18 protein-coding genes are annotated in these 21,635 nt (G+C 73.5%); 17 read left to right on the top strand and 1 reads right to left on the bottom strand.

Features of this window, described 5'->3' with window-relative positions; genetic code table 11:
* The first annotated feature begins 28 nt into the window (after positions 1 to 28).
* From ABZ564_RS29065 to ABZ564_RS29040, 6 genes are read left to right on the top strand one after another with little or no spacing between them, the layout of a single operon-like run.
* The gene (locus ABZ564_RS29065) at positions 29 to 1,060 is read left to right on the top strand and encodes a 3-oxoacyl-ACP synthase III family protein (RefSeq protein ID WP_360862098.1); all 1,032 of its coding nucleotides are present in this window, start codon (positions 29 to 31) and stop codon (positions 1,058 to 1,060) included.
* A 4-nt stretch (positions 1,061 to 1,064) separates the two neighbouring features.
* Positions 1,065 to 2,930 carry an HAD-IIIC family phosphatase gene (locus tag ABZ564_RS29060; protein WP_360862097.1) on the top strand — a complete coding sequence of 622 codons (1,866 nt, stop codon included), beginning with the start codon at positions 1,065 to 1,067 and terminating at the stop codon, positions 2,928 to 2,930.
* Positions 2,927 to 3,154, top strand: coding sequence for an acyl carrier protein (locus ABZ564_RS29055; protein ID WP_360862096.1), 228 nt, complete (start codon positions 2,927 to 2,929; stop codon positions 3,152 to 3,154). Before ABZ564_RS29060 ends, ABZ564_RS29055 begins: the two co-directional genes overlap by 4 nt.
* Positions 3,151 to 3,921 (top strand): 2-oxo acid dehydrogenase subunit E2, encoded by a 771-nt coding sequence (locus ABZ564_RS29050; protein WP_360862095.1) that lies wholly within the window; start codon positions 3,151 to 3,153, stop codon positions 3,919 to 3,921. The genes ABZ564_RS29055 and ABZ564_RS29050 overlap by 4 nt, the downstream gene beginning before the upstream one ends.
* Positions 3,918 to 5,003 carry an alpha/beta hydrolase gene (locus ABZ564_RS29045; RefSeq protein ID WP_360862094.1) on the top strand — a complete coding sequence of 362 codons (1,086 nt, stop codon included), beginning with the start codon at positions 3,918 to 3,920 and terminating at the stop codon, positions 5,001 to 5,003. Before ABZ564_RS29050 ends, ABZ564_RS29045 begins: the two co-directional genes overlap by 4 nt.
* A complete protein-coding gene (locus ABZ564_RS29040) occupies positions 5,000 to 5,500 on the top strand; it encodes a flavin reductase family protein (protein ID WP_360862093.1) in 501 nt (166 codons plus the stop codon). The genes ABZ564_RS29045 and ABZ564_RS29040 overlap by 4 nt, the downstream gene beginning before the upstream one ends.
* Here ABZ564_RS29040 and ABZ564_RS29035 read toward each other — a convergent pair.
* Positions 5,490 to 6,194: a TetR/AcrR family transcriptional regulator gene (locus ABZ564_RS29035; protein WP_360862092.1), complete on the bottom strand. Its 705-nt coding sequence runs from the start codon at positions 6,192 to 6,194 to the stop codon at positions 5,490 to 5,492. The genes ABZ564_RS29040 and ABZ564_RS29035 overlap by 11 nt on opposite strands.
* Positions 6,195 to 6,273: 79 nt before the next feature.
* On the opposite strand from ABZ564_RS29035, the gene ABZ564_RS29030 reads away from it, so the two are divergent.
* From ABZ564_RS29030 to ABZ564_RS28980, 11 genes are all read left to right on the top strand, one after another.
* Positions 6,274 to 7,746 (top strand): DHA2 family efflux MFS transporter permease subunit, encoded by a 1,473-nt coding sequence (locus tag ABZ564_RS29030; protein WP_360862091.1) that lies wholly within the window; start codon positions 6,274 to 6,276, stop codon positions 7,744 to 7,746.
* A gap of 85 nt (positions 7,747 to 7,831) precedes the next feature.
* Positions 7,832 to 8,875 (top strand): LLM class flavin-dependent oxidoreductase, encoded by a 1,044-nt coding sequence (locus ABZ564_RS29025; protein ID WP_360862090.1) that lies wholly within the window; start codon positions 7,832 to 7,834, stop codon positions 8,873 to 8,875.
* 61 nt (positions 8,876 to 8,936) lie between these two features.
* Positions 8,937 to 10,586 carry an ABC transporter substrate-binding protein gene (locus tag ABZ564_RS29020; protein ID WP_360862089.1) on the top strand — a complete coding sequence of 550 codons (1,650 nt, stop codon included), beginning with the start codon at positions 8,937 to 8,939 and terminating at the stop codon, positions 10,584 to 10,586.
* Positions 10,583 to 11,548 (top strand): ABC transporter permease, encoded by a 966-nt coding sequence (locus ABZ564_RS29015; protein ID WP_360862088.1) that lies wholly within the window; start codon positions 10,583 to 10,585, stop codon positions 11,546 to 11,548. The genes ABZ564_RS29020 and ABZ564_RS29015 overlap by 4 nt, the downstream gene beginning before the upstream one ends.
* Positions 11,545 to 12,417 carry an ABC transporter permease gene (locus ABZ564_RS29010; RefSeq protein ID WP_266538576.1) on the top strand — a complete coding sequence of 291 codons (873 nt, stop codon included), beginning with the start codon at positions 11,545 to 11,547 and terminating at the stop codon, positions 12,415 to 12,417. Before ABZ564_RS29015 ends, ABZ564_RS29010 begins: the two co-directional genes overlap by 4 nt.
* Positions 12,414 to 14,042, top strand: a complete 1,629-nt coding sequence (locus ABZ564_RS29005) for an ABC transporter ATP-binding protein (protein ID WP_360862087.1) — start codon at positions 12,414 to 12,416, stop codon at positions 14,040 to 14,042. Before ABZ564_RS29010 ends, ABZ564_RS29005 begins: the two co-directional genes overlap by 4 nt.
* A gap of 65 nt (positions 14,043 to 14,107) precedes the next feature.
* A complete protein-coding gene (locus ABZ564_RS29000) occupies positions 14,108 to 15,316 on the top strand; it encodes an acyltransferase (RefSeq protein WP_360862086.1) in 1,209 nt (402 codons plus the stop codon).
* The gene (locus ABZ564_RS28995) at positions 15,313 to 16,536 is read left to right on the top strand and encodes a cytochrome P450 (RefSeq protein WP_360862085.1); all 1,224 of its coding nucleotides are present in this window, start codon (positions 15,313 to 15,315) and stop codon (positions 16,534 to 16,536) included. The genes ABZ564_RS29000 and ABZ564_RS28995 overlap by 4 nt, the downstream gene beginning before the upstream one ends.
* Before the next feature lie 43 nt (positions 16,537 to 16,579).
* Positions 16,580 to 16,774 (top strand): ferredoxin, encoded by a 195-nt coding sequence (locus ABZ564_RS28990; protein WP_018522878.1) that lies wholly within the window; start codon positions 16,580 to 16,582, stop codon positions 16,772 to 16,774.
* Between the two features lie 2 nt (positions 16,775 to 16,776).
* Positions 16,777 to 17,691 carry an alpha/beta hydrolase gene (locus tag ABZ564_RS28985; RefSeq protein ID WP_360862084.1) on the top strand — a complete coding sequence of 305 codons (915 nt, stop codon included), beginning with the start codon at positions 16,777 to 16,779 and terminating at the stop codon, positions 17,689 to 17,691.
* 84 nt (positions 17,692 to 17,775) lie between these two features.
* The coding region (locus ABZ564_RS28980) for a beta-ketoacyl synthase N-terminal-like domain-containing protein (protein ID WP_360862083.1) at positions 17,776 to 21,635 on the top strand (3,860 nt) is incomplete at its 3' end.

The raw sequence follows: 21,635 nt of genomic DNA, 5'->3' as shown, positions 1-21,635 counted from the left end.
GGTTCCGTACGAGCGAGGAAGGGCCCTCATGACGGGTCGGGACGTGTACATACGGTCGGCGGCCTCCGCGCTTCCCGGCCCGCCGCTGGACAACGCCACGCTGGCACAGCGGTTCGGCATGGACGCGCTGTGGCAGCAGTGGGTGGACGTCTTCATCGGCACCGCCTCGCGCCACCTGGCGCTGGACCTGGACTCCGGGAAGCTCACCGCCTCGCTGGCGGACCTGGCCGAGGAGGCCGGGCGCGCGGCACTGGAGCGGGCCGGCCTGGGGCCGGACGGGGTGGACGCGGTGGTGCTGGGCACGGCGACACCGGACCGGCTGATGCCGGCGACGGTCAACATCGTCGCGGACCGGCTGGGCATCGACGGCGTACGGAGCTTCCAGCTCCAGTCGGGGTGCTCCGGCGCCGTCCAGGCGCTCGACCTCGCCCAGCAGCTGCTGCGCGCCGGGACCGCCCGTACGGTGCTGGTGCTCGGCGGTGATGTGATCGCCAGGTTCTACGACCTGGAAACCGATCTGCGCGCCACCGCCCCGGCCGAGCTGGTGAACTACGTCCTGTTCGGCGACGCCGCGGGCGCCGCCGTGCTGTCCACCGAGCCGGGCCCCGGGGCCGCCTCGGTGCGGGCACTGTTCAGCCGGCTGGTGGGGCTCGGTCGGGAGCCGGGCGCGGTCCTGGAATGGTTCGGCCCCGCCGACCGCGACAGCGACCGGCCGGCCGCGACCGAGGACTACAAGGCGATCGAGCAGCACGTCCCGGTGATGGCCGGTGAGGTGCTGGACGAGCTGCTGGACGGCCTGGGCTGGGCGCGCGAGGACGTGGACCTGCTGCTGCCCCCGCAGCTGTCGGGCCGGATGACCCGCCTGATCACCGAGGGGCTCGGACTGCCGGACGCCGAGGCGGTCTCCTGCGTGGACGACGCCGGCAACTGCGGCAACGCCATCGTCTTCCTCCAGCTGGAGCGGGCGCTCGCCCGGCTGGCGGGCGGGCGGCGCGCGGTGGGCATCTCCATCGAGTCCAGCAAGTGGCTCAAGGCGGGCTTCGCCCTGGAAGGGAACTGACACCGTGACCGACGCGACCGCCGAGAAGCTGCGGGAGATCACGGCCGAGGACTACCCCGCCGTACGGGGCCTGGTGGCCGGTCTGTCCGGGGACGCGCTCGTCCGGGCGGGCCGGCTGCTGGCCCGGCTCGACCCGGACCGGGTGCTCGCCGCGCACCCCGCCACGCCCGCCCCGCTGATCGCCGTGACCGGCCACGGCACGCTCTCCGCTCTGGTGCCCGCCCTCACCGGCGAGCTCGCCCGGCACGGGCTGCTGGCGCGGGTGCGGCTCTCCGACTTCGACAGCTGGGTCTTCGACCTGGCGGACCCCGGCAGCGCGCTGTACGCCGCCGCGCCCTCACTCGTCCTGTGTGTGCTGGACGCGGATCTGGTGGCCGGGGAACTGCCGCCGCCCTGGCGGGTAGAGGACGTGGAACGTGTCCTGGCCGAGAAGACTGCCCTGGTCGAGCGGGCCGCCGAGGTCTTCGCGGCGACCGCCCGGGGCGCCACGCTCGTCCTCAACACCATGCCGCTCCCCCGCTCGCTGACCGCCCAGCTCGTGGACCTGGGCGCCCGTGCCCGGCTCGGCGCGGTGTGGCGGGAGGCCAACGCCCGGCTGCTGCGGCTGACGGAGGCCCGGCCCGAGGTGGTCACCGTCGATCTGGACCCGCTGCTCGCCGAGGGGACACCCGCCCGGGACGTACGTCAGAGCGTCTACGCCAAGGCGCACCTGTCCGATGCGCTGCTGGCCGGGTACGCCCGCGAGGTCGGCCATCTGGCGCGCCAGGCGGCGGGCGGCGCGAAGAAGGTGCTCGCCCTGGACCTGGACGACACGGTGTGGGGCGGGGTGCTCGGGGAGGCCGGTCCCGAGGGGATCGAGGTGGCGGGGAGCTATCGCGGGGAGGCGTTCCGGCGCTTCCAGGCGGTGGCGAAGCAGCTGGGCTCGCAGGGGGTGCTGCTGGCGGCCGTCAGCAAGAACGACCGGGAGCCGGTGGTGAAGACCCTGCGCGAGCACCCCGAACTGACGCTGCGGGCAGACGACTTCGTACAGATCCGGGCCAACTGGCGGCCCAAGCAGGAGAACCTGGCCGAGCTGGCCGCCGATCTCAACCTGTCCACGGACAGCTTCGTGTTCGTGGACGACAGCGCCTTCGAGTGCGGTCTCGTGCGCCGCGAGCTGCCCGGTGTCGCGGTCCTCCAGGTGGGTGAGGAACCCGCGCTGCACGCCGAACGGCTGCTGGCCGACGGCTGGTTCGACGTGCGGGCGCTGACCGCCGAGGACCGGGCCCGTCCGGCCCGCTACCGCGAGGAGCAGGCCCGGCAGGACTTCCTGCACACCTTCGACTCGCTCGACGGCTACCTGCGCGAGCTGGACATCTCCGTGACCCTGGCGCCCGTGGACGCGTCCCGCGTCGACCGGATCTCGCAGCTGACGCTGCGCACCAACCAGTTCAACCTCACCACCCGGCGGCTCCAGCCGGCCGAGGTGCGGGCACTGCGCGAGGACCCGGCCGCGCGGGTACTGGCGATCGAGTCGGCCGACCGGTTCGGGGACAACGGCCTGGTCGGGGCGGTGCTCCTGCGGCGCGATGCCGGGGTGCTGCACATCGAGAACTTCCTGCTGAGCTGCCGGGTCTTCTCGCGCTCCATCGAGCAGGCGGTGCTCGGCGCCGTACTGGAGCACGCCTTCGACGAGGGCGCCGACGAGGTGCGGGCCGGGTATGCGCGGACCGCCCGCAACGGCAAGGTGGCGGACTTCTATCCGCGGGCCGGCTTCGAGACGGTGCGCGCCGACGACGTCTCGGCCGACTTCCGGCTCACCGCCCGGCCGGCCGCCGCCCCCGTGGACCACATCCGACTGACCGCGCGTTTCGAAAGGGACCTCCCGTGAAGACCGTCGATGACTTCGTCACGCTGCTGCGCGACGAACTCGCCCTGCCCGTCACCGCCGAGGACCTGGGGCGCGGGCTGGACACCGTGGAGTCCTGGGACTCGGTGCATCTGCTGGCGCTGTGCACGGCGCTGGAGCGGGAGACCGGCCGTTCGCTGCCGCTGGCGGACGTCCTGGAGGCGACCAGCCTGCGGGACGTGTACCTGCTGGCGGTGGCGCCGTGAGCGACGCCCCGGAGGCCGGTGAGCCGCTGCCCCGCCAGCGCCGGCACACGCTGTTCTTCCTGGAGGTGATCCGGGACTTCTCGCCGGTGTTCCTCGACACCGAGGTGGACATGAGCCGGGTGCTCGCCCACCGGGCGGCCGCGCTGGAGAGCGAGGGCGTGCGGTACTCCACCACCTCGTACGTGCTGCGCGCGGCCGGCCGGGTCCTCGCGAAGCATCCGGACGCCAACGCGGCGGTGAGCGGAGGACCGCTCCGGCCCAGGATCGCGCACTATCCGTTCGTCAACGGGAAGGTCGCACTGGACCGCGTCCTGGACGGCCGCCGGGTCGTTCTCGGCACCATCGTGCCCGACGTCCATGAGGCCGAACTGCCCGCCATCCAGGACCATCTGGCGCGGATCAGGGACGGCGACCCGGAGAAGCTGCCCGAGTTCGAAGGGGTGCGGAAGCTGCACCGGGCGGGCTGGACCGAGGGCCGCAGGGCGTTCCGCAAGGCGGCGCACTCGCTCGCCCTGCGCCCTCATCTCAACGGCACGTTCGCGGTCACCTCGCTCGGCCACCGCGCGGTGGACTCCTTCCACTCGGTGGGCGGCACCACGACCACGTTCGGGGTGGGCAGGGTGCTGGACCGCCCCGTCGTACGGGACGGGCTGATCGTGGCGGCACCGGTGCTGCGGCTCAGTCTCGCCTTCGATCACCGGGTCATCGACGGGGCCGAGGCGGCGGACGTACTGACCGAGGTCAAGGAGGCGCTGGAGAGCGTATGAACGACATCGCGGAACTGAAGAACTTCGTGGTCGCCCACACCCGTTCGCAGGGGCTGCCACCCGAGCACTACGATCCGCTGCTCGCCCGGATCACCGACGACGGCGACGGCACACCGGGCTCCTGGGTGCGCGAGTGGAGCGCCGAGGGCGCACGGCTGGAGGCCGGGGGCAGACCGCTGGACGCGTGCGTGCACTACAACATGGCCCGCTTCCCGTTCGTGGACGGGGCCGCGCGCCAAGAGGCGCTGGAGCGGTGCACGGCGGCCTTCGACACCTGGCGGTCCGACTTCCCGGCGGTGCGACGGCTGGACGTCGACCTCGCCGGAGGCCGTGTCCGCTGCTGGACGGCGGGGCTCGACGCCTCGGATCCGAAGCCGCTGCTGGTGATGACCGGCGGGATCGTGTCCGTCAAGGAGCAGTGGGCGCCGGTGCTGCTCCAGCTGGCGGCGCTGGGCTTCGCCGGGGTGGTCACCGAGATGCCGGGGGTGGGCGAGAACACCCTGGTGTACGAAGCGGACAGCTGGCAGATGTTCCCGGCCGTGCTCGACGCGGTCGGCGACCGGGCCGACACCTCCCGTACGTACGCGCTGGCGCTGAGCTTCAGCGGTCATCTGGCGCTGCGGGCGGCCCTGCACGACGCGCGGATCAGCGGGGTCGTCGGCGCGGGGGCGCCGCTGCACGACTTCTTCACCGACACGACGTGGCAGCGGACGGTGCCCCGGGTCACCACGGACACGCTCGCGCATCTGACCCGGACGAAGCCGGACGAGGTGTACGGGCTGATCCGGGAATGGGCGCTGACGCCCGATGAGCTGGGGGCGCTGCGGGTTCCGGTGGCGCATGTGACGAGCCTGCGTGACGAGATCATCCCGCCGGGCGACGCCCGGTTGCTGCGGAAGCGGGTGCGCGGGGTGCGGCTGCTGGCCCACGACGATGTGCACGGATCGCCGTCGCACTTCGATCAGACACGGCTGTGGACGCTGCTGTCGGTGCTACGGATGCGCGGCGGTTACGGAGAACAACGGGCCGTGCTCACGCGCGAGTTCGCACGGCTGCGATACGGCGGGGGGAAGCGGGGATGACCGGCACGAGAGCCCTTGAGGGCGGCACCCGATGTCTGCGCAGTGTGCTCGGTCGGTTCGCGACGGGTGTGGTGGCCGTCGCCTCGCAGGACCCGGTGACCGGTGTGCGGTCGGGGCTGGCGGCGAACTCCTTCTGTTCGGTGTCCCTCGATCCGCCGCTGGTCTCGTTCTGTGTGGCGGACACCAGCACCAGCTGGCCGCGCATCCGGGCCGGCGGGCTGCTGGGCATCAGCATCCTGGGCGTCGGGCAGCGCGAGGCCGCGTCCCGGCTCGCGGTGACCGGCGGGGACAAGTTCCACGGGATGCCGTGGGGCCTGTCGCCGGACGGGGCGCCGGTGCTCGAAGGCGCGCTGGCGTGGCTGGAGTGCTCCATCGAGGCGGAGCACCCGGCGGGCGACCATGTGATCGTGGTCGCCCGGGTGCACCGGCTGGACGCGGTCGAGGACGGCGACCCGCTGCTGTTCTTCCGCGGGTCGTACGGACGGCTCAGCCGCTGACCTCGCCGGGGGCCCCCGGTGCCGCGGCGCCGGGGGCCTTGCTGTCGGTGCCGAAGGCGCGCAGGAAGGTGTCGACGCCCGCCGTGACGACCTTGGCGACGTCCTGCGGGTCGAGCGGCCGGGTGCCCAGCGCACTCATCCCCGGCAGCTCGTCGTAGACCAGCGCGATGAACTGGTTGGCCGCCCTGACCGGGTCCTCGACCCGCAGGTGCCCGGCGTTGGCCAGCCGGGCGAGGCGGCCCGCGAGCGCCTCGGTGAACTGGTTGGGCCCGCTCGCCCGTACCGCGTCGAAGAGGTCCGGGAAGCGCACGGCCTCCGCGTACAGCAGCCGGCGCACGGCCTCGGACTGCTCGTCGCAGTAGCAGTCGACGAGCTTGGTGGCCAGGTCCTCCAGGCCGGGGCGCAGCCGGTCCGGGTCGGCGGGGAAGGCGGTGAGGACGTCGAGGGTCTTGGCGTTGGACCGGGCGGCCGTCTCCGTCATGACGTACCGGAAGAGCTTCTCCTTCGAGCCCAGGTGGTTGTAGATCGTCGGCTTGGAGACCCCGGCCTCGGCGGCGATCACGTCCAGGCTCGCCTGGGCGTAGCCGACCTGCGCGAAGACCCGCAGGGCCGCCTCCACGATCGCCCGTCGCTTGTCGAGGCGCCCCCGGTCCGCGGGGCGCCCGGCCGTCTCTTCGTTCTCGCCAACGCTCATGCACCCATGCTACCGTGCCAGCCACCTGTTTTAACTACCCAGTAAAATTTTCTGGGTAGAGTGGTTCAAAGGAGTTGCCGTGTCTGAAACAAAGCCGACGGAGAGCGGGCCTGCCCGGCTCGATGCCGCTCTGCTCACGCTCGTCGGCGTCATGGTGCTCGGCGGGATGATGTCGTACCTGGACGCGACGATCGTCAACGTCGGGATCAGCACGCTGGGCGGGGAGTTCCACGCGACGCTGGCCACCATCGAGTGGGTCACCACCGGCTATCTGCTCGCGGTCGCCCTGGCGATCCCGCTGGCCGGCTGGGCCGTGGTCCGCTACGGCGCCAAGCGCATGTGGCTGCTCGGCCTGTCGGTGTTCCTCATCGGCTCGACGCTCTGCGCCTTCGCCTGGAACGCCGAGAGCCTGATCGCCTTCCGCATCGTCCAGGGCTTCGGCGGCGGCATGGTCGACCCGATCATGATGACCGTCGTCGCGGGCGCCGCCGGACCCGCCAGGATCGGCCGGGTCATGGGCCTGGTCTCCGTACCGATCACGCTCGGCCCGGTGGTCGGCCCCGTCATCGGCGGGCTGCTGCTGGACAACTTCTCCTGGGAGTGGATGTTCCTGGTCAACATCCCGTTCGCGCTGGCCGCGATCGTGCTGGCGGTCCAGGTGCTGCCGGCCGACCCGCCGCCGAGCGGTGACCCCGTCCCGTTCGACGCGCTGGGCGTGGCGCTGCTCTCCCCCGGTTTCGCCGCGATCGTGTTCGCGCTGTCCCAGGCGGGCGGCGACGGCTTCGGCAGCACGAAGGTGATCATCGGGCTCGCGGTGGGCGTCGCCCTGTTCGCCGCGTACACCGTGCACGCGCTGCGCACCTCGGTCACGCCGCTGCTGGACCTCCGGCTGTTCGGCAGCAAGGGCTTCAGCGCGAGCGTGACCACCATGTTCCTGCTCGGCGGCGGACTGTTCTCGCTGCTGTTCCTGCTGCCGCTGTACTACCAGCAGGTCCACGGCCACTCCGTCCTGGAGTCCGGGCTGCTGCTCGCGCCGCTGGGCCTCGGCACCCTGATCGGGATGCCGATCGCGGGCAACCTCGCCGACAAGGCGGGCGCCCGCCGGCTGGTCCCGACCGGCGCCCTGCTGATCGGCGCCGGCGCCCTGGTCTTCACCGGTTCGGGCTCCGGCACCTCCCAGATCGCCCTGACCGCCGCGCAGTTCGCCGCCGGCTTCGGCATGGGCCTGGTCGGCGCGCCCACCATGGGCTCGGTCTACAAGACGGTCCCGGGCGAGTCGGTCGCCGGGGCCACCGGCGCGGTCTTCATCCTCAACCAGATCGGCGCCTCGCTCGGCATCGCCGTCGTCGCCCTGATCCTCCAGGGCGGCGGCTCCCACGCGGCCCCCACCGCCGACTCCTTCTCCGACGCCTTCTGGTGGCCGGTCGCCGCGGCCGTCGTGGTCTTCGCCGCCGGTCTCCTGCTCCCCGGGAAGCCCAAGCCCGAACCGGCCGCCGCCGAGGCGCCGGAGAAGACGCCCGCCGAGGCGGAACCGGTCACCGACCACGCCTGAGCCGGCCCTTCCCCGCACCCGTACGTCCGTCCCGTCCGCGCCGCCGGGCCACCCGCCCGGCGGCGCGCCCCTTCCGGAGGTCTCCATGAGCCGTCCCACCGGCATTCCCCTGTCCGTGCTCGACGTGGTGCCCGTCTTCGAGGGCGGCACCGCGACCCGGGCCCTGCGCGACACCGTCGCCCTGGCACCGCGCGTCGAGGAGCTCGGCTATCTGCGCTACTGGGTGGCCGAGCACCACAGCACCCCCAGCCTCGCCACCTCCGCGCCCGGCATCCTCGCCGGACGCCTGGCCGCAGCCACGACCACGCTGCGCGTCGGCTCCGGCGGCGTCCTGCTGCCCAACCACGCGCCCCTGGTGGTCGCCGAGCAGTTCGGCACCCTGGAGGCCCTGCACCCGGGCCGCGTCGATCTCGGGCTCGGCCGGGCGCCCGGCACCGACCTGCATACCGCCCGCGCCCTGCGCCGCGCCCCGGAGCGCGGCGCCGACGACTTCGCCGACCAAGTGGCCGAGCTGAACGGCTACTTCGCGCCCGGCGACCCCGCCTCGCCCATCACCGCCGTGCCCGCCGCCGACGGCCGGCCGGACCTGTGGCTGCTGGGGTCCAGCCCGGCCAGCGCCGAACTCGCCGCCTCGCTGGGGCTGCCGTACGCCTTCGCCCACCAGATCAACCCGCACGCCACGGCCTACGCCCTGGACCGCTACCGGCAGGCCTTCCGGCCGTCGCCGTACCTGGACCGGCCGCGCTCCCTGATCTCCGCGCTGGTCACCGTCGCCGACACCGACCGGGCCGCGCGCGAGGTCGCGGCGCCCTATCTGCTCGGCAAGATACAGATGCGTACGGTGCGCCGCTTCGACGCGTTCCCCTCCGCGCGGAGCGCGGCCGGATACACCTACGCCGAGCCCGAGTTGCAGTTCCTGGAGGAGCTGGCCGAGCGTCAGCTCATCGGGGCCCCGGACACCGTGCGCGACAAGCTGACGGAGCTGGTGGAGCGCACCGGGGCCGACGAGCTGATGGCACTGACCGTGGTGCCGGACCAGGCGGACCGGCTGCGCTCGTTCGAGCTGCTGGCGCACGCGGCGCAGGAGGTGCGGCCCGGCTCCGCCGAGGGCGTTTCAGCCCGGCTTTAGACGGTCTGGCGACAGTACGTCCGGCCCCCCTCTCACCCCGTTTCACGTCCCGGAGTCCCCTATGCACCCGCCCCTCCCGCGCCGTACCGCTCGCAGAGCCGCTCTGCTGTCCGCCCTGCTCCTCGCCGCCGTCACCGCGTGCAGCTCCGACGAGGGGGCATCGCCCGCCGCGCAGGCGAAACCCCGCAGCGGCGGCAGCCTCACCTACGCGGCGCAGCAGGAGCCGGACTGCTGGGACCCGCACACCAGTGCACAGGACGTGACCGCCTTCGTCCAGCGCCCGGTCTTCGACTCGCTCGTCTACCAGACCCCGGACGGGGAGCTGGAACCCTGGCTGGCGAAGTCCTGGAAGACCAGCGAGGGGGGCCGGACGTACACCTTCGAGCTGCGCGACGACGTCACCTTCCACGACGGGAAGCACCTGGACGCGGCGGCGGTGAAGGCCAACTTCGACCACATCACCGCCAAGGCGACCCAGTCGCAGTACGCGGCCGGGCTGCTCGGCCCGTACAAGGGCACCACCGTGAAGGGGACGTACGAGGTCGAGGTCCGCTTCAGCCGTCCGTACGCCCCCTTCCTCCAGGCGGCCAGCACCACCTATCTGGGCATAGCCTCGCCCGCCTCGCTGAAGGCGGGCGCCGACAAGCTCTGCGCGGGCACCGATTCCGTCGGCTCCGGGCCTTTCAGGGCCGGTGCCTACACCCGGGGCCAGAAGCGCGGTTACACAAGGAACGCCGCCTACGCGTGGGCCCCGAAGGACGCCGGTCACAGCGGGCCCGCCCGGCTGGACGCGTTCACCATCCGCTTCCTCACCGAGGACGCGACCCGGGTGGGCGCGCTGACGTCCGGTCAGGTCGACGCGGCGGCCGCGCTGCCGGCGAACCAGGTCGCGACCGTACGCCGCAACACGCGGCTGGACGTCGTCAGCAAGAACGTGCCGGGCGCGGTCGACACGTTCTACCTGAACACCAGGAGCCCGCTGTTCTCCGATGAGCGGGTACGCAAGGCGTTCCAGCGGTCCATCGATCTGGACGCCCTGGTGAAGTCGGTGTTCCAGGGCACCGGCACCCGCGCCTGGAGCACCCTGTCCCCCGCCACCCCGCACAGCTACGACGCCGCGCTGGAGAAGAGCTGGCCCTACGACCGGGCGCTCGCCGGCCGGCTCCTGGACCAGGCCGGCTGGAAGGGCCGCGACGCGGAGGGCTACCGCACGAAGAACGGCAAGCGGCTGACCGTGGTCGCCCCGGTCTACGGCAAGGCGTCGGTGTTCTCGCAGGCCGTGCAGGGCGACCTGAAGAAGGCGGGCATCCATCTGAAGCTCGCAGCCTCCACCGACGCGACGGCGGTCTCCGCCCAGCTGGACGAGGGGCGCTACGACCTCGTCGAGACCTCCTGGGCGCGCGGTGACGGCGACATCCTCAGCAGCTTCTTCCTCTCCACCGAGTCGTCCGAGGGCGGCGGCCACAACTTCGCGAAGGTCACCGACCCGCAGGTCGACGCCTGGCTGAAGAAGGCCCAGGCCGCGACCTCGCCGGACAAACGCGCCGCGTACTACGCGCAGGTGCAGAAGTGGACGATCGACCACGCCGCGGTGGTCCCCGCCTACGTCCAGAAGGCGTCCGTCGGGGTGAACAAGAAGGTGCACGGGCTGCGGCTGTCCCTGTCGGCGTGGCCGGAGTTCTACGCCGCCTGGGTCGAGGCCGGCCGATGACACCCCCGCACATATCCGCCGCGGTCCGGGCCGTCACGGTCCGGGCCGGGGCGGCCGTCCTCGTTGTCTGGGGGGCTGCCACCTGCGCCTTCCTGGCACTGCACCTCATCCCCGGCGATCCGGTCAGCGCGATCGTCGGGTCCAACGCCCTGGTCGGCGCGGAGCAGCGTGAGGAGATCCGCCACCACTACGGCCTCGACCGCTCACCGCTCGTCCAGTACGGCGCGTACCTCAAGCAGCTGGCCACCGGGGAGCTGGGCGACTCCTACCAGTTGCAGCAGCCCGTCTCCTCACTGATTGCGGACCAGATCGGGCCGACCGCGCAGCTCGCGCTCTGGTCCTCGCTGGTCGCGGTGGTACTGGCCGCGACCGTGACCGTGCTGACATCGGGGCGCTCCCGCTGGCCGCGCCGGGTGTCGTCGGCGGTGGAGCTGCTGGTGGTGTCCACGCCCTCGTTCTGGCTCGGCATCATGCTGCTGACGGTGTTCTCGTTCCGGCTGGGCTGGCTGCCGGTCTCCGACAGCGGTGACGCCCGCTCGCTGGTCCTCCCGGTGATCACACTGGCCCTGCCGATCGCGGCGGTGCTCACACAGGTGATGCGGGAGGGGTTGCTCGGGGCGCTGGAGCAGCCGTTCAGCCTGACCGCGCGCTCGCGCGGGCTCGCCGAGCACACCGTGCGCTCGCGCCACGCGCTGCGCCACGCCGCGCTGCCGGCGCTCACCCTCACCGGCTGGTTCACCGGGACGCTGCTGGGCGGCGCGGTGGTGGTGGAGAACGTCTTCGCCCGCTCGGGCATCGGCCGGATCACCCTCCAGGCGGTCAGCGACCGCGACCTGCCCGTGGTGCAGGGCGTGGTGGCGCTGTCGGCCGTGGTGTTCGTGCTGGTCGGCGCGGTGGTGGAGCTGCTGTACGTGGTCGTGGATCCCCGGCTGCGCAAGGGTACGGGGGTGGCCGCGGCATGAGCGTCGAACAGGCCGTACGGGCCGGGGCACCGGTCGCGGCGGTCCGCAGGTCCCGTCGGGGCCGGGTGCGGCCGGGGGTACTGGCCGCCGCCGTGCTGCTGGGACTGATCCTGCTCGCCGCGCTGGCCCCGTCGTTGCTGGCCCACGGCAACCCGACCGACACGGACCCGGTGCACGCGCTCCAGGCGCCGGGCGGGGCGCACTGGTTCGGTACGGATCAGCTGGGGCGGGACGTCTTCGCCCGGGTGGTGCACGGCACCCGCTACTCGCTGGCCATCGGGGCGGCGGCGACGGGCGCCGGCGTCGGGCTCGCCGTCGTGTGGGGGCTGGCCGCCGCGCTGTCCGGCCGGTTCGGTGACGCGGTGCTGATGCGCGCCGCCGACGCGCTGCTGGCGCTGCCGGGGCTGCTGCTGGCCCTGATGGTGGTGCTCATCGCCGGCAAGGGGGTGCTGGGCACCACGATCGCCGTCGCGGTGGGGACGGCGCCCGGGTTCGCCCGGGTGGTACGGGCGCAGGCACTGGTGGTGCGGCGGTCCGGGTACGTCGAGTCCGCCGTGGCGCTGGGTGTACCGCGTCCGCTGATCGTGCTGCGTCATGTGCTGCCGAACACGCTGGGGCCGCTCCTGGTGCTGGCGACGGTCACGCTCGGGGCGTCCATTTCGACGGGCGCGGCGCTGAGTTATCTGGGTCTGGGCGCGCAGCCGCCGACGCCGGAGTGGGGGGCGATGCTCACGGAGGGTCAGGGGTTCCTGGACCAGGCGTGGTGGATCGCGCTCTTCCCGGGTCTGCTGCTGGTCTCCACGGTCCTCGCGGTCACCGTCGTGGGCCGCCACGCACAGGCACGAGCCGAAGGACGGGCCGCCTCATGACGACCGCATCGACCACGACGCCCCTGTTCGACGTCGCCGGCCTGAACGTGCGCTTCGGCACCGGACCCGGCGAGGTGCACGCGGTGCGGGACGCGGCGTTCTCGCTCGACGCCGGCCGGTGTCTGGCGATCGTCGGCGAGTCCGGTTCCGGGAAGAGCGCGCTGGCCCGCTCCCTGCTCGGCCTCGCGGGCCCGACCGCCCAGGTCACGGCGGACCGGCTGCGCGTCTCGGGACGCGAGGCACGGGAGTTCGGCCCTCGCGAGTGGCGTGCGGTGCGGGGCCGGCGCGTCGGCCTCGTCGCCCAGGACGCACTGGTGGCGCTCGACCCGTTGCGGCCCGTCGGCAAGGAGATCGCGGAGCCGCTGCTGACCCACCGCGTCGTCCCGCGCAAGGAGGCCGGGGCGCGCGTCCTGGCCCTGCTGGAGCGGGTCGGGGTGCCGGAACCGGCGGAGCGCGCGCGGGCGTACGTCCACCAGCTGTCCGGCGGGCTGCGGCAGCGGGCGCTCATCGCCTCCGCGATCGCCGCGGAGCCCGGTGTCCTGATCGCGGACGAGCCGACGACCGCCCTGGACGCCTCGGTCCAGTCGCGCGTCCTGGCGCTCCTGGGCGAGCTGAAGGAGGGCGGCACCGGGTTGCTCCTCATCAGCCACGACCTGGCGGTCGTCGAGGCGCTGGCGGACGAGGTCGCCGTGATGAAGGACGGCCGGATCGTGGAGTCCGGGCCGGTCGGCCGGGTGCTGGAGGCCCCGGAACACCCTTACACCAAGGGCTTGTTGGCGGCCATTCCGGGCAGTGGCCCGCGTCGGGGCCGTACCGTCGCGGAGCCGGACGACACAAGCGGTCCGCTGCTCGGCGTCTCCGGGGCCACCAAGATGTTCAAGGGGGCGCGGGGCAGTCGCAGGACGGCGGTCGACGAGGTGTCGTTCGCGCTGCGGCCGGGCGAGGCGCTGGGCCTGGTCGGTGAGTCCGGTTCGGGCAAGTCGACGCTGGCCCGGATGGTGCTGGGGCTGGCCGCGCCGGACGGCGGCACGGTGGAACTGGGCGGGGAGCCGTGGAGCGCGCTGCGCGAGCGGGACCGCCGGGAGCGGCGGCACACCGTGCAGCTCGTGCCGCAGGACCCGCTCAGCGCCTTCGACCCGCGCTGGAGCGTGGCCCGGATCGTGGGCGAGGCCCTGGCCACGGCCGGGGTGGCGCGCGCGGAGCGCCGGGAGCGCACCGTACGGCTGCTGGAGCAAGTGGGCCTGTCTGCGGCGCACTTGGAACGCCGGCCGCTCGCGCTGTCCGGCGGGCAGCGTCAGCGGGTCGCCATCGCTCGGGCCCTGGCCCCCTCGCCCCGGCTGCTGGTGTGCGACGAGCCGGTGTCGGCCCTCGACGTGTCCGTACAGGCCCAAGTGCTGGACCTGTTGGGGTCGTTGCAGGAGGAACTCGGGCTGGCGACGCTCTTCATCTCGCACGATCTCGCGGTCGTACGGGAAGTGTGCGCGCGGGTGCTGGTGATGAAGGACGGCCGGATCGTGGAGTCCGGGCCGGTCGAGCGGGTCTTCGCCGAGCCGGCGCATCCGTACACGCGGGCCCTGCTGGAAGCGGTGCCGCGACGGGCGCGTACCGCCGTAGAGCGGCTTTAGAACCGGCCAACACGTGACTGCGAGCCTCGACGGGCCAGTTTCGGACAAGCCGGAGGTCATCAGCCATGCCAGGCTCACCCGTCCCATCCACCGCTTCCCCGTCCGCCCCGGACCGGCCGCGGGCCGCCAGGCTGCCGTCCCTCACCGGGATGCGCTTCCTGGCGGCCCTGCTGGTCTTCGCCTTCCACACCACGTTCCAGACCCGGTTCATCGGCGGCGACGTGGGCGACACACTGAGCGACTGTTTCGCCAACGCCGGTTTCTACGGGGTGACGTTCTTCTTCGTGCTCAGCGGATTCGTCCTGACCTGGTCGGCGCGACCCGCGGAGGGCGCGCCGCGGGTCTGGCGGCGCAGACTGGTGAAGATCTTTCCCAACCACCTGGTCACGTTCGCCGTCGCCGCCGTCCTGATGGCGGCGGCCTCCGAGGTGTTCACCACGAAGGGCGTCCTGACCAACCTCTTCCTGGTCCAGGCGTGGATACCGGAGATCCAGGTCCCCAACACGATGAACGCCGTCAGCTGGTCGCTGTCGTGCGAGCTGTTCTTCTACCTCGCCTTCCCGTTCCTGCTGCCGGTGCTGGAGCGGCTGACGGCCCGCCGGCTGTGGGCGCTGGCCGGTGTCCTCGCCGCCCTCACCGTCCTGGTACCGGCCGTCAGTAGCTGGACGGTGGCCGGGACGCCGCTGCCGTTCATCGCCGACGGATCGCTGTCCTTCGAGCAGATCTGGTCGGTGTACTTCTTCCCGCCGGTCCGGGCGATCGAGTTCGTGCTCGGCATGATCGCCGCGCGGCTGGTGCTGACCGGCGCCCTGCCCCGGATCGGACTGCTGCCCGCCGCCGCGATCGCCGTCGGCGGGTACGTGCTCAACTCCTCGGTGCCGTATCTGTACGGGGTGGCCGGCACCGGCGCCCTGTGGCTGGCCCCGCTGGTCGTCGCCGCCGCGCAGACCGACGTCCGGGAGACCGCCTCGCCGTTCCGGGGGCGGGTTCTGGTGCGGCTCGGGGAGCTGTCGTTCGCGTTCTACATGGTGCACGGGCTGGTGGTGACGTACGGCCACAGGTGGCTCGTGGCCGACTCGAACCTGTCCGGCGCCGCGGCGGCCGCGCTGCTGCTCGCCGCCCTGCTGACCGCCCTGGCCCTGGCCCTGGCCCTGTACAGCTGGGTCGAGGCGCCTGCCGTACGGCGGTTCAGTGCTCCTCGCGCGAAGAAGCCGGCGGGCACGGGCCCCGCACCCGCCGTCGTCCCACTCACCGTCCTGGAGGCCGGGGAATGACCGAGACCAGTACCGCAGCACCCGCCGACGCACGCGAACTGCCCGCCTATCCGCAGGCACGCGGCTGCCCCTACCAGCCGCCCGCCGGCTACGACACGTACCGGGAGCAGGGCCCCGTCTCGCTGGTGGAGCTGTACAACGGCCGCCGGGTGTGGGCGGTGAGCGGGCACGCGGAGGCGCGCCAGGTCCTGCTCGACGCGGCCACGTACTCCTCCGACCGGGTCCATCCGCACTACCCGGCCACCGCCCCGCGCTTCGAGTCGGCGCGCAAGGTGCGCAACTTCATCGGCATGGACCCGCCGGAGCACACCGTGCAGCGGCGCATGCTGCTCACCAACTTCACCGTCCGCAAGGTGCAGGCGCTGCGGCCCGGCATCCAGCGGCTGGTGGACGAGCTGATCGACGCGATCGAGGCCAAGGGGCCGGTCGCCGACCTCGTCCCGGACTTCGCCCTGCCGGTGCCGTCCGTCGTGATCTGCGAACTGCTCGGCGTACCGTACACCGATCACGCCTTCTTCGAGCAGCAGTCGCGGCGGGTGGTGACGGGGACGACGACCTTGGAGGACAGCGCCGACGCCTTCGCCCAGCTCGCCTCGTATCTCGACGGGCTGATCCGGCGCAAGGAGCAGGAGCCCGGCGACGGGCTGCTGGACACCCTGATCGCGGAGCAGGTGTCCACGGGCGCGCTGACCCGCCGCGACCTGGTCGACATCGCGCTGCTGCTCCTGGTGGCCGGGCACGAGACCACCGCGAGCGCCATCGCGCTCGGTGTGCTGACCCTGCTGGAGAACCCGGAGCAGCTGGCGGCCCTGCGCGCCGACCAGACGCTGCTGCCGGGCGCGGTCGAGGAGCTGCTGCGGTACATGGCGATCGCCGACGGGGTCGCCCGGTTCGCGACGGTCGACACGGAGCTGGGCGGGCACCGGGTGAAGGCGGGTGACGGAGTGATCGTCGTCATCTCCTCGGCCAACCGGGACGACGAGGCGTTCCCGGCCGCCGACGCCTTCGATGTCGGGCGCGGCGCGCGCCACCACATCTCCTTCGGGCACGGCGTCCATCAGTGCATCGGCCAGAACCTGGCCCGGGCCGAGATGGAGATCGCGCTGTCCACACTCTTCCGCCGGCTGCCGGGGCTGCGCCTCGCCGAACCCTCGGGGCAGCTGCCGGTCAAGGAACCGGGCGGGGTCCAGGGCATCTGGCGCCTGCCCGTCACCTGGTGAGCACTCCCGCCGCCACGTGGTGATCAGAGAGGAACCGGAAGCCATGCACATCAAGGCCGATACACAGCGGTGTCTGGGCGCAGGGCAGTGCGTCCTGTCCGCCCCCGACCGCTTCGACCAGTCCGACGAGGGCACGGTCCTGGTCCTGGAGGACCGGGTGGACGGTCCGGCCGAGGAGGCGAGGCTGCGGGACACCGTGGCGCTCTGCCCCTCGCAGGCCATCGCTCTGGAGGCCTGACCATGCCGGTGACGGGACGGCTGGCCGACGCGGTCGCGGACCACCGGGCGGGCCCCCGGCCGCTGGGTGAACTCCCGGCGGTTCCGGGGGCCGAGGTGTCGGAACGGTGGATTCCGGGCGCACCCGGGGCGCCCCGGGTGCGGGTCCGGATCTACCGGCCGGCCCGGGCGGGGGCGGCGCTGCCCGCCGTGGTGTGGATCCACGGCGGGGGCTTCGTCCTCGGCGATGTGGACTCCGTCCACCACTCGGCCGCCCAGGCGGCGGTGTTCGCCTCGGCGGTGGTCGTGGCGGTGTCCTACCGGCTGGCGCCGGAGGACCCGTTCCCGGCGGGGCTCGACGACTGCTGGGCCGCGCTGGAGTGGACCGCCGGGAACGCGGCGGAGATCGGCGCGGACCCCGGCCGGCTGGCGGTCGCGGGGGCCAGTTCCGGGGGCTGTCTGGCCGCCGGCCTCACCCTGCTCGCCCGGGACCGGGGCGGCCCGGCCCTCGTCTTCCAGCACCTGAGCACCCCGGTGCTCGACGACCGGCTGGAGACGGACTCGATGACGGCGTTCACGGACACCCCGATCTGGAGCCGCCGCCTGGCGCAGGAGAGCTGGGAGCTGTACCTGGGCGGCCGGGCCGGACTCCCCGCGCACGCCGCGCCGGCGCGCGTGACGGACCTGGGCGGGCTTCCCCCGGCGTACATCTCGACGGCGGGGCTCGATCCGCTGCGCGACGAGGGCCTGCTGTACGGGCTCCGCCTGGCGCGGGCCGGGGTGCCGGTGGAGGTGCACAACTTCCCCGGCGCGTACCACGCGTTCGGCGGCTGGGCGGACGGCCCGGAGCGAAACGGCGACGAGCCGCACCGCGTCGCGCTGGAGCACCTGACCGCGCTGCGGCGCGGGCTGCGCGCGGGCGGGCCGGGGACGATTTAGAACGCGCAAAGGCCGCCGTTAGCGCGGCCGGTGAAGGTGGTGGCTCCGCCGGGTCGTCCTCGACGAGGGAGTACGTCACAGATCATGCGTAGCGCCCACTCCGCACCTATCGCCGTCATCGGTCTCGCCTGCCGCCTCCCCGGGGCATCCGATCCCGCCGCGTTCTGGGACCTGCTCAGCCGGGGCGGGGACGCCGTCGGGGAGGCACCGGCGGACCGCCGTCCGGCCGGTGTGCCCGCCCGTGGCGGCTTCCTCGACGAGGTGGACCGGTTCGACGCCCCCTTCTTCTCGGTCCCGCCCCGCGAGGCGGCCGCGATGGACCCCCAGCAGCGGCTGCTCCTCGAACTGGGCTGGGAGGCGCTGGAGGAGGCGGGCATCGTCCCCGGCACGCTGGCCGGCAGCCGGACCGCTGTCTACGCCGGCGCCATCTGGGACGACTACGCGGCGCTCCACCACCGCCGGGGCGAGGCGGGCGCGGACCGCTACTCCGTGACCGGGCTGCACCGGGGCATCCTCGCCAACCGGCTGTCGTACGTCCTCGGCCTGACCGGTCCGAGTCTGACCGTGGACTCGGCGCAGTCCTCGTCGCTGGTCGCGGTCCATCTGGCCTGTGAGAGCCTGCGCGCCGGGGAGTCCGACCTCGCGATCGTCGGCGGGGCCAACCTCATCCTCTCCCCCGGCAGCAGCGCGGACAGCGCCGAGTTCGGCGCCCTGTCGCCGGACGGGCGCTGCTTCACGTTCGACGCGCGGGCCAATGGCTACGTACGCGGCGAGGGCGGCGTCGCCGTCGTCCTGAAGCCCCTGGACCGGGCCCGCGCGGACGGCGACCGGGTGCACTGCGTGATCCTGGGCAGCGCGGTCAACAACGACGGCGCGTCCGAGGGCCTGACCGTCCCGGACCAGCACGCGCAGGAAGCGGTGCTGCGCGAGGCGTACGCACGGGCGGGCGTCACCGCCGACCGGGTCCAGTACGTCGAACTGCACGGCACCGGCACGCCCGTGGGCGACCCGGTGGAGGCCGCCGCGCTCGGCGCGGCCCTCGGCACGGACCGGCCGGCCGACGCCCCGCTCCAGGTGGGCTCGGCGAAGACGAACGTCGGCCACCTGGAGGGCGCGGCGGGCCTGGTGGGCCTGCTGAAGACCGCCCTGTCCGTGTCCCGGCGCAGGCTCCCGGCGAGCCTCAATTTCGAGCGCGCGAACCCGGCGATCCCCCTGACGGAGCTGGGCCTGCGGGTCCGCACGGAGGCGGGTCCGTGGCCGCGCGAGGAGGCTCCGCTGATCGCGGGGGTCAGCTCGTTCGGCATGGGCGGCACGAACTGCCATGTGGTGGTGGGCGAGGCGGGGGCCGGCGACGGGGCGAAGGCGGGTGCGGTGCCCGCGTCGGGCGCCGAGGCCGGGCTGGATTCCCGCGAGGCCGCGGGCATCGTGGTAACCGGGGCGGAGGCGGACGGGGAGGCCACGCCCGGCCCACGTCCGCTGCCCTGGCTGCTCAGTGCCCGTGACGGCCGTGCCCTGCGCGGCCAGGCCGCCCGGCTGCGCGATCACCTCGCGGGCGCCGCGACCTCCCCGCTCGACACCGCGTACTCCCTCGCCGCCACCCGTACGCTCTTCGACGAGCGCGCCGTCGCGGTCGCGGCGGACCGGGACGGGCTGCTGCGCGCGCTCGACGCGCTGGCCGAGGGCCGGGACGACCCGGCTCTCGTACGGGGCAGGGTGCCGGCGCAGGCCCCGCTCACCGCGTTCCTGTTCACCGGTCAGGGCAGCCAACGCGCCGGCATGGGGCGCGAGCTGTACGCCGCGTACCCCCGGTACGCGGCGGCGTTCGACGAGGTCTGCGCGGCCTTCGCGCCGTACCTGGACCGGCCGCTCGCGGATCTCGTCCACGCGCCGCAGGGGGCGGCCCTGCTGGACGAGACGCGGTACACCCAGCCCGCCCTGTTCGCAGTGGAGACCGCGCTGTTCCGGCTGGTGGAGCACCTGGGGCTGCGCCCGGACCGGCTCGCCGGGCACTCCATCGGCGAGCTGACGGCGGCCCATGTCTCCGGGGTGCTTTCGCTCGACGACGCCGCGCGCCTGGTCGCGGCCCGGGGCCGGCTGATGCAGGAGCTTCCGGCGGGCGGTGCGATGGCGGCGCTGGAGGCGACCGAGGAGGAGGTGGTCCCGCTTTTGACCGGCCGGGTCTCGCTCGCGGCCGTGAACGGGCCCCGCTCCGTGGTCGTCTCGGGCGACGCGTCCGACGTCCTGCGGATCAAGGGCGCGTTCGCCGCGCGGGGCCGCCGCACCCGGCGCCTGACCGTGAGCCACGCGTTCCACTCGCCGCTGATGGACCCGGCGCTCGACACGTTCCGCCGGATCGCCGCCGAGGTCACGTACGGGTCACCCCGCATCCCGGTCGTCTCCAATGTCACGGGCCGCGTCGCGACGCCGGAGGAACTCGCCTCACCCGACTACTGGACCCGCCACATCCGCGACGCGGTCCGCTTCCACGACGGCCTGCGCACCCTGCGGGACGAGGACGTACGCGTCTTCGTCGAGCTGGGCCCGGACGCCGTCCTCACCGCGATGGCCCGCGAGACCTTGGCCGACGGCGATCCCGCGCCGCTCTCCGTACTGCGGCGCGGCAGGCCAGAACCGGAGACCCTGGTCGCCGCCCTGGCCGGGGCGCAGGTCCGGGGCGCCCGGGTGGACTGGGCGGGCGCGCTCGCGGACCGGGGCGGCAGGCCCCTACCGCTGCCGACCTACGCGTTCCAGCGCGAGCGCCACTGGCTGGACGGACCGGCGGAGGCACCGGAGGTGCCCGTACCGGCACCGGCCGCCCCTCGCGCGGACATACCCGCCGCCAAGCCCGACGCGGACCTGCTGGACCTGGTGCGGACGCAGGTCGCGCTCGTGCTCGGCCATGTGACGGGCGATGCGGTCGATCCGGGCCACGCGTTCAAGGACCTGGGCTTCGACTCGCTGGCCGGGGTGGAGCTGCGCGACCGCCTCCAGACCGCGACCGGGCTCGCCCTGCCCTCAGCGCTCGTCTACCACCACCCCACGCCCGAGGCCGTGGTCCGCCTGCTGCGCGACCGGATCGACGGGCCCTCACAGGGGGCTGCGGGTGCCCGGCCCGGTACCCGCGCCGTCCACACGGACGAGCCGATCGCCATCGTGGGCATGGCTTGCCGCTATCCCGGCGGGGTGGCGTCGCCGGAGGATCTGTGGCGCCTGGTCACCGAGGGCACGGACGCCATCGGCCCGTTCCCCACGGACCGGGGCTGGGACCTGGACGCGCTGTACGACCCCGACCCGGACCGGCCCGGTACCGCCTATGTGCGGGAGGGCGGATTCCTCTACGGGGCCGGGGAGTTCGACGCCGGGCTGTTCGGGATCAGCCCGCGCGAGGCGGCGGCCATGGACCCGCAGCAGCGGCTGCTGCTCACCACGGCGTGGGAGGCATTCGAGCGGGCCGGGATCGCGCCCGACAGCCTGGGCGGCAGCGCGGCCGGGGTGTTCGTGGGTGCGACCGCCCAGGACTACGGGCCCCGCCTGGACGAACCGGCCGAGGGGCTGGACGGCTATCTCCTCACCGGCAGCACGGCGAGTGTCGCCTCGGGCCGGGTCGCGTACACCTTCGGTCTGGAAGGCCCGGCGGTGACCGTCGACACGGCCTGCTCGTCCTCCCTGGTGGCGCTGCACCTCGCGGCCCAGGCCCTGCGCCAGGGCGAGTGCGATCTCGCGCTGGCGGGCGGGGTCACCGTGATGCCGACGCCGGGCATGTTCCTGGAGTTCAGCCGGCAGCGCGGGCTCGCGGCGGACGCCCGCTGCAAGGCGTTCGCCGCGTCGGCCGACGGCACGGCGTGGGCGGAGGGGGTGGGCCTGCTCCTGGTGGAGCGGCTGTCGGACGCCCGCCGCAACGGCCACCAGGTGCTCGCGGTCGTACGGGGCTCGGCGGTCAACCA

Source organism: Streptomyces sp. NPDC019224 (assembly GCF_040632605.1).
Classification (GTDB): Bacteria; Actinomycetota; Actinomycetes; order Streptomycetales; family Streptomycetaceae; genus Streptomyces.
The sequence above is the reverse complement of the archived record's forward strand: the minus strand, read 5'-3'. Positions and strand labels throughout refer to the sequence as shown.

Coding starts and splice junctions, on each gene's coding strand:
- ABZ564_RS29020 (WP_360862089.1), top strand. CDS start 8,937: ATGCACCCGCCCCTCCCGCGCCGTACCGCTCGCAGAGCCGCTCTGCTG.
- ABZ564_RS28990 (WP_018522878.1), top strand. CDS start 16,580: ATGCACATCAAGGCCGATACACAGCGGTGTCTGGGCGCAGGGCAGTGC.
- ABZ564_RS29000 (WP_360862086.1), top strand. CDS start 14,108: ATGCCAGGCTCACCCGTCCCATCCACCGCTTCCCCGTCCGCCCCGGAC.
- ABZ564_RS29035 (WP_360862092.1), bottom strand. CDS start 6,194: ATGAGCGTTGGCGAGAACGAAGAGACGGCCGGGCGCCCCGCGGACCGG.
- ABZ564_RS29010 (WP_266538576.1), top strand. CDS start 11,545: ATGAGCGTCGAACAGGCCGTACGGGCCGGGGCACCGGTCGCGGCGGTC.
- ABZ564_RS29040 (WP_360862093.1), top strand. CDS start 5,000: ATGACCGGCACGAGAGCCCTTGAGGGCGGCACCCGATGTCTGCGCAGT.
- ABZ564_RS29005 (WP_360862087.1), top strand. CDS start 12,414: ATGACGACCGCATCGACCACGACGCCCCTGTTCGACGTCGCCGGCCTG.
- ABZ564_RS29015 (WP_360862088.1), top strand. CDS start 10,583: ATGACACCCCCGCACATATCCGCCGCGGTCCGGGCCGTCACGGTCCGG.
- ABZ564_RS28985 (WP_360862084.1), top strand. CDS start 16,777: ATGCCGGTGACGGGACGGCTGGCCGACGCGGTCGCGGACCACCGGGCG.
- ABZ564_RS29025 (WP_360862090.1), top strand. CDS start 7,832: ATGAGCCGTCCCACCGGCATTCCCCTGTCCGTGCTCGACGTGGTGCCC.
- ABZ564_RS29045 (WP_360862094.1), top strand. CDS start 3,918: ATGAACGACATCGCGGAACTGAAGAACTTCGTGGTCGCCCACACCCGT.
- ABZ564_RS29065 (WP_360862098.1), top strand. CDS start 29: ATGACGGGTCGGGACGTGTACATACGGTCGGCGGCCTCCGCGCTTCCC.
- ABZ564_RS28995 (WP_360862085.1), top strand. CDS start 15,313: ATGACCGAGACCAGTACCGCAGCACCCGCCGACGCACGCGAACTGCCC.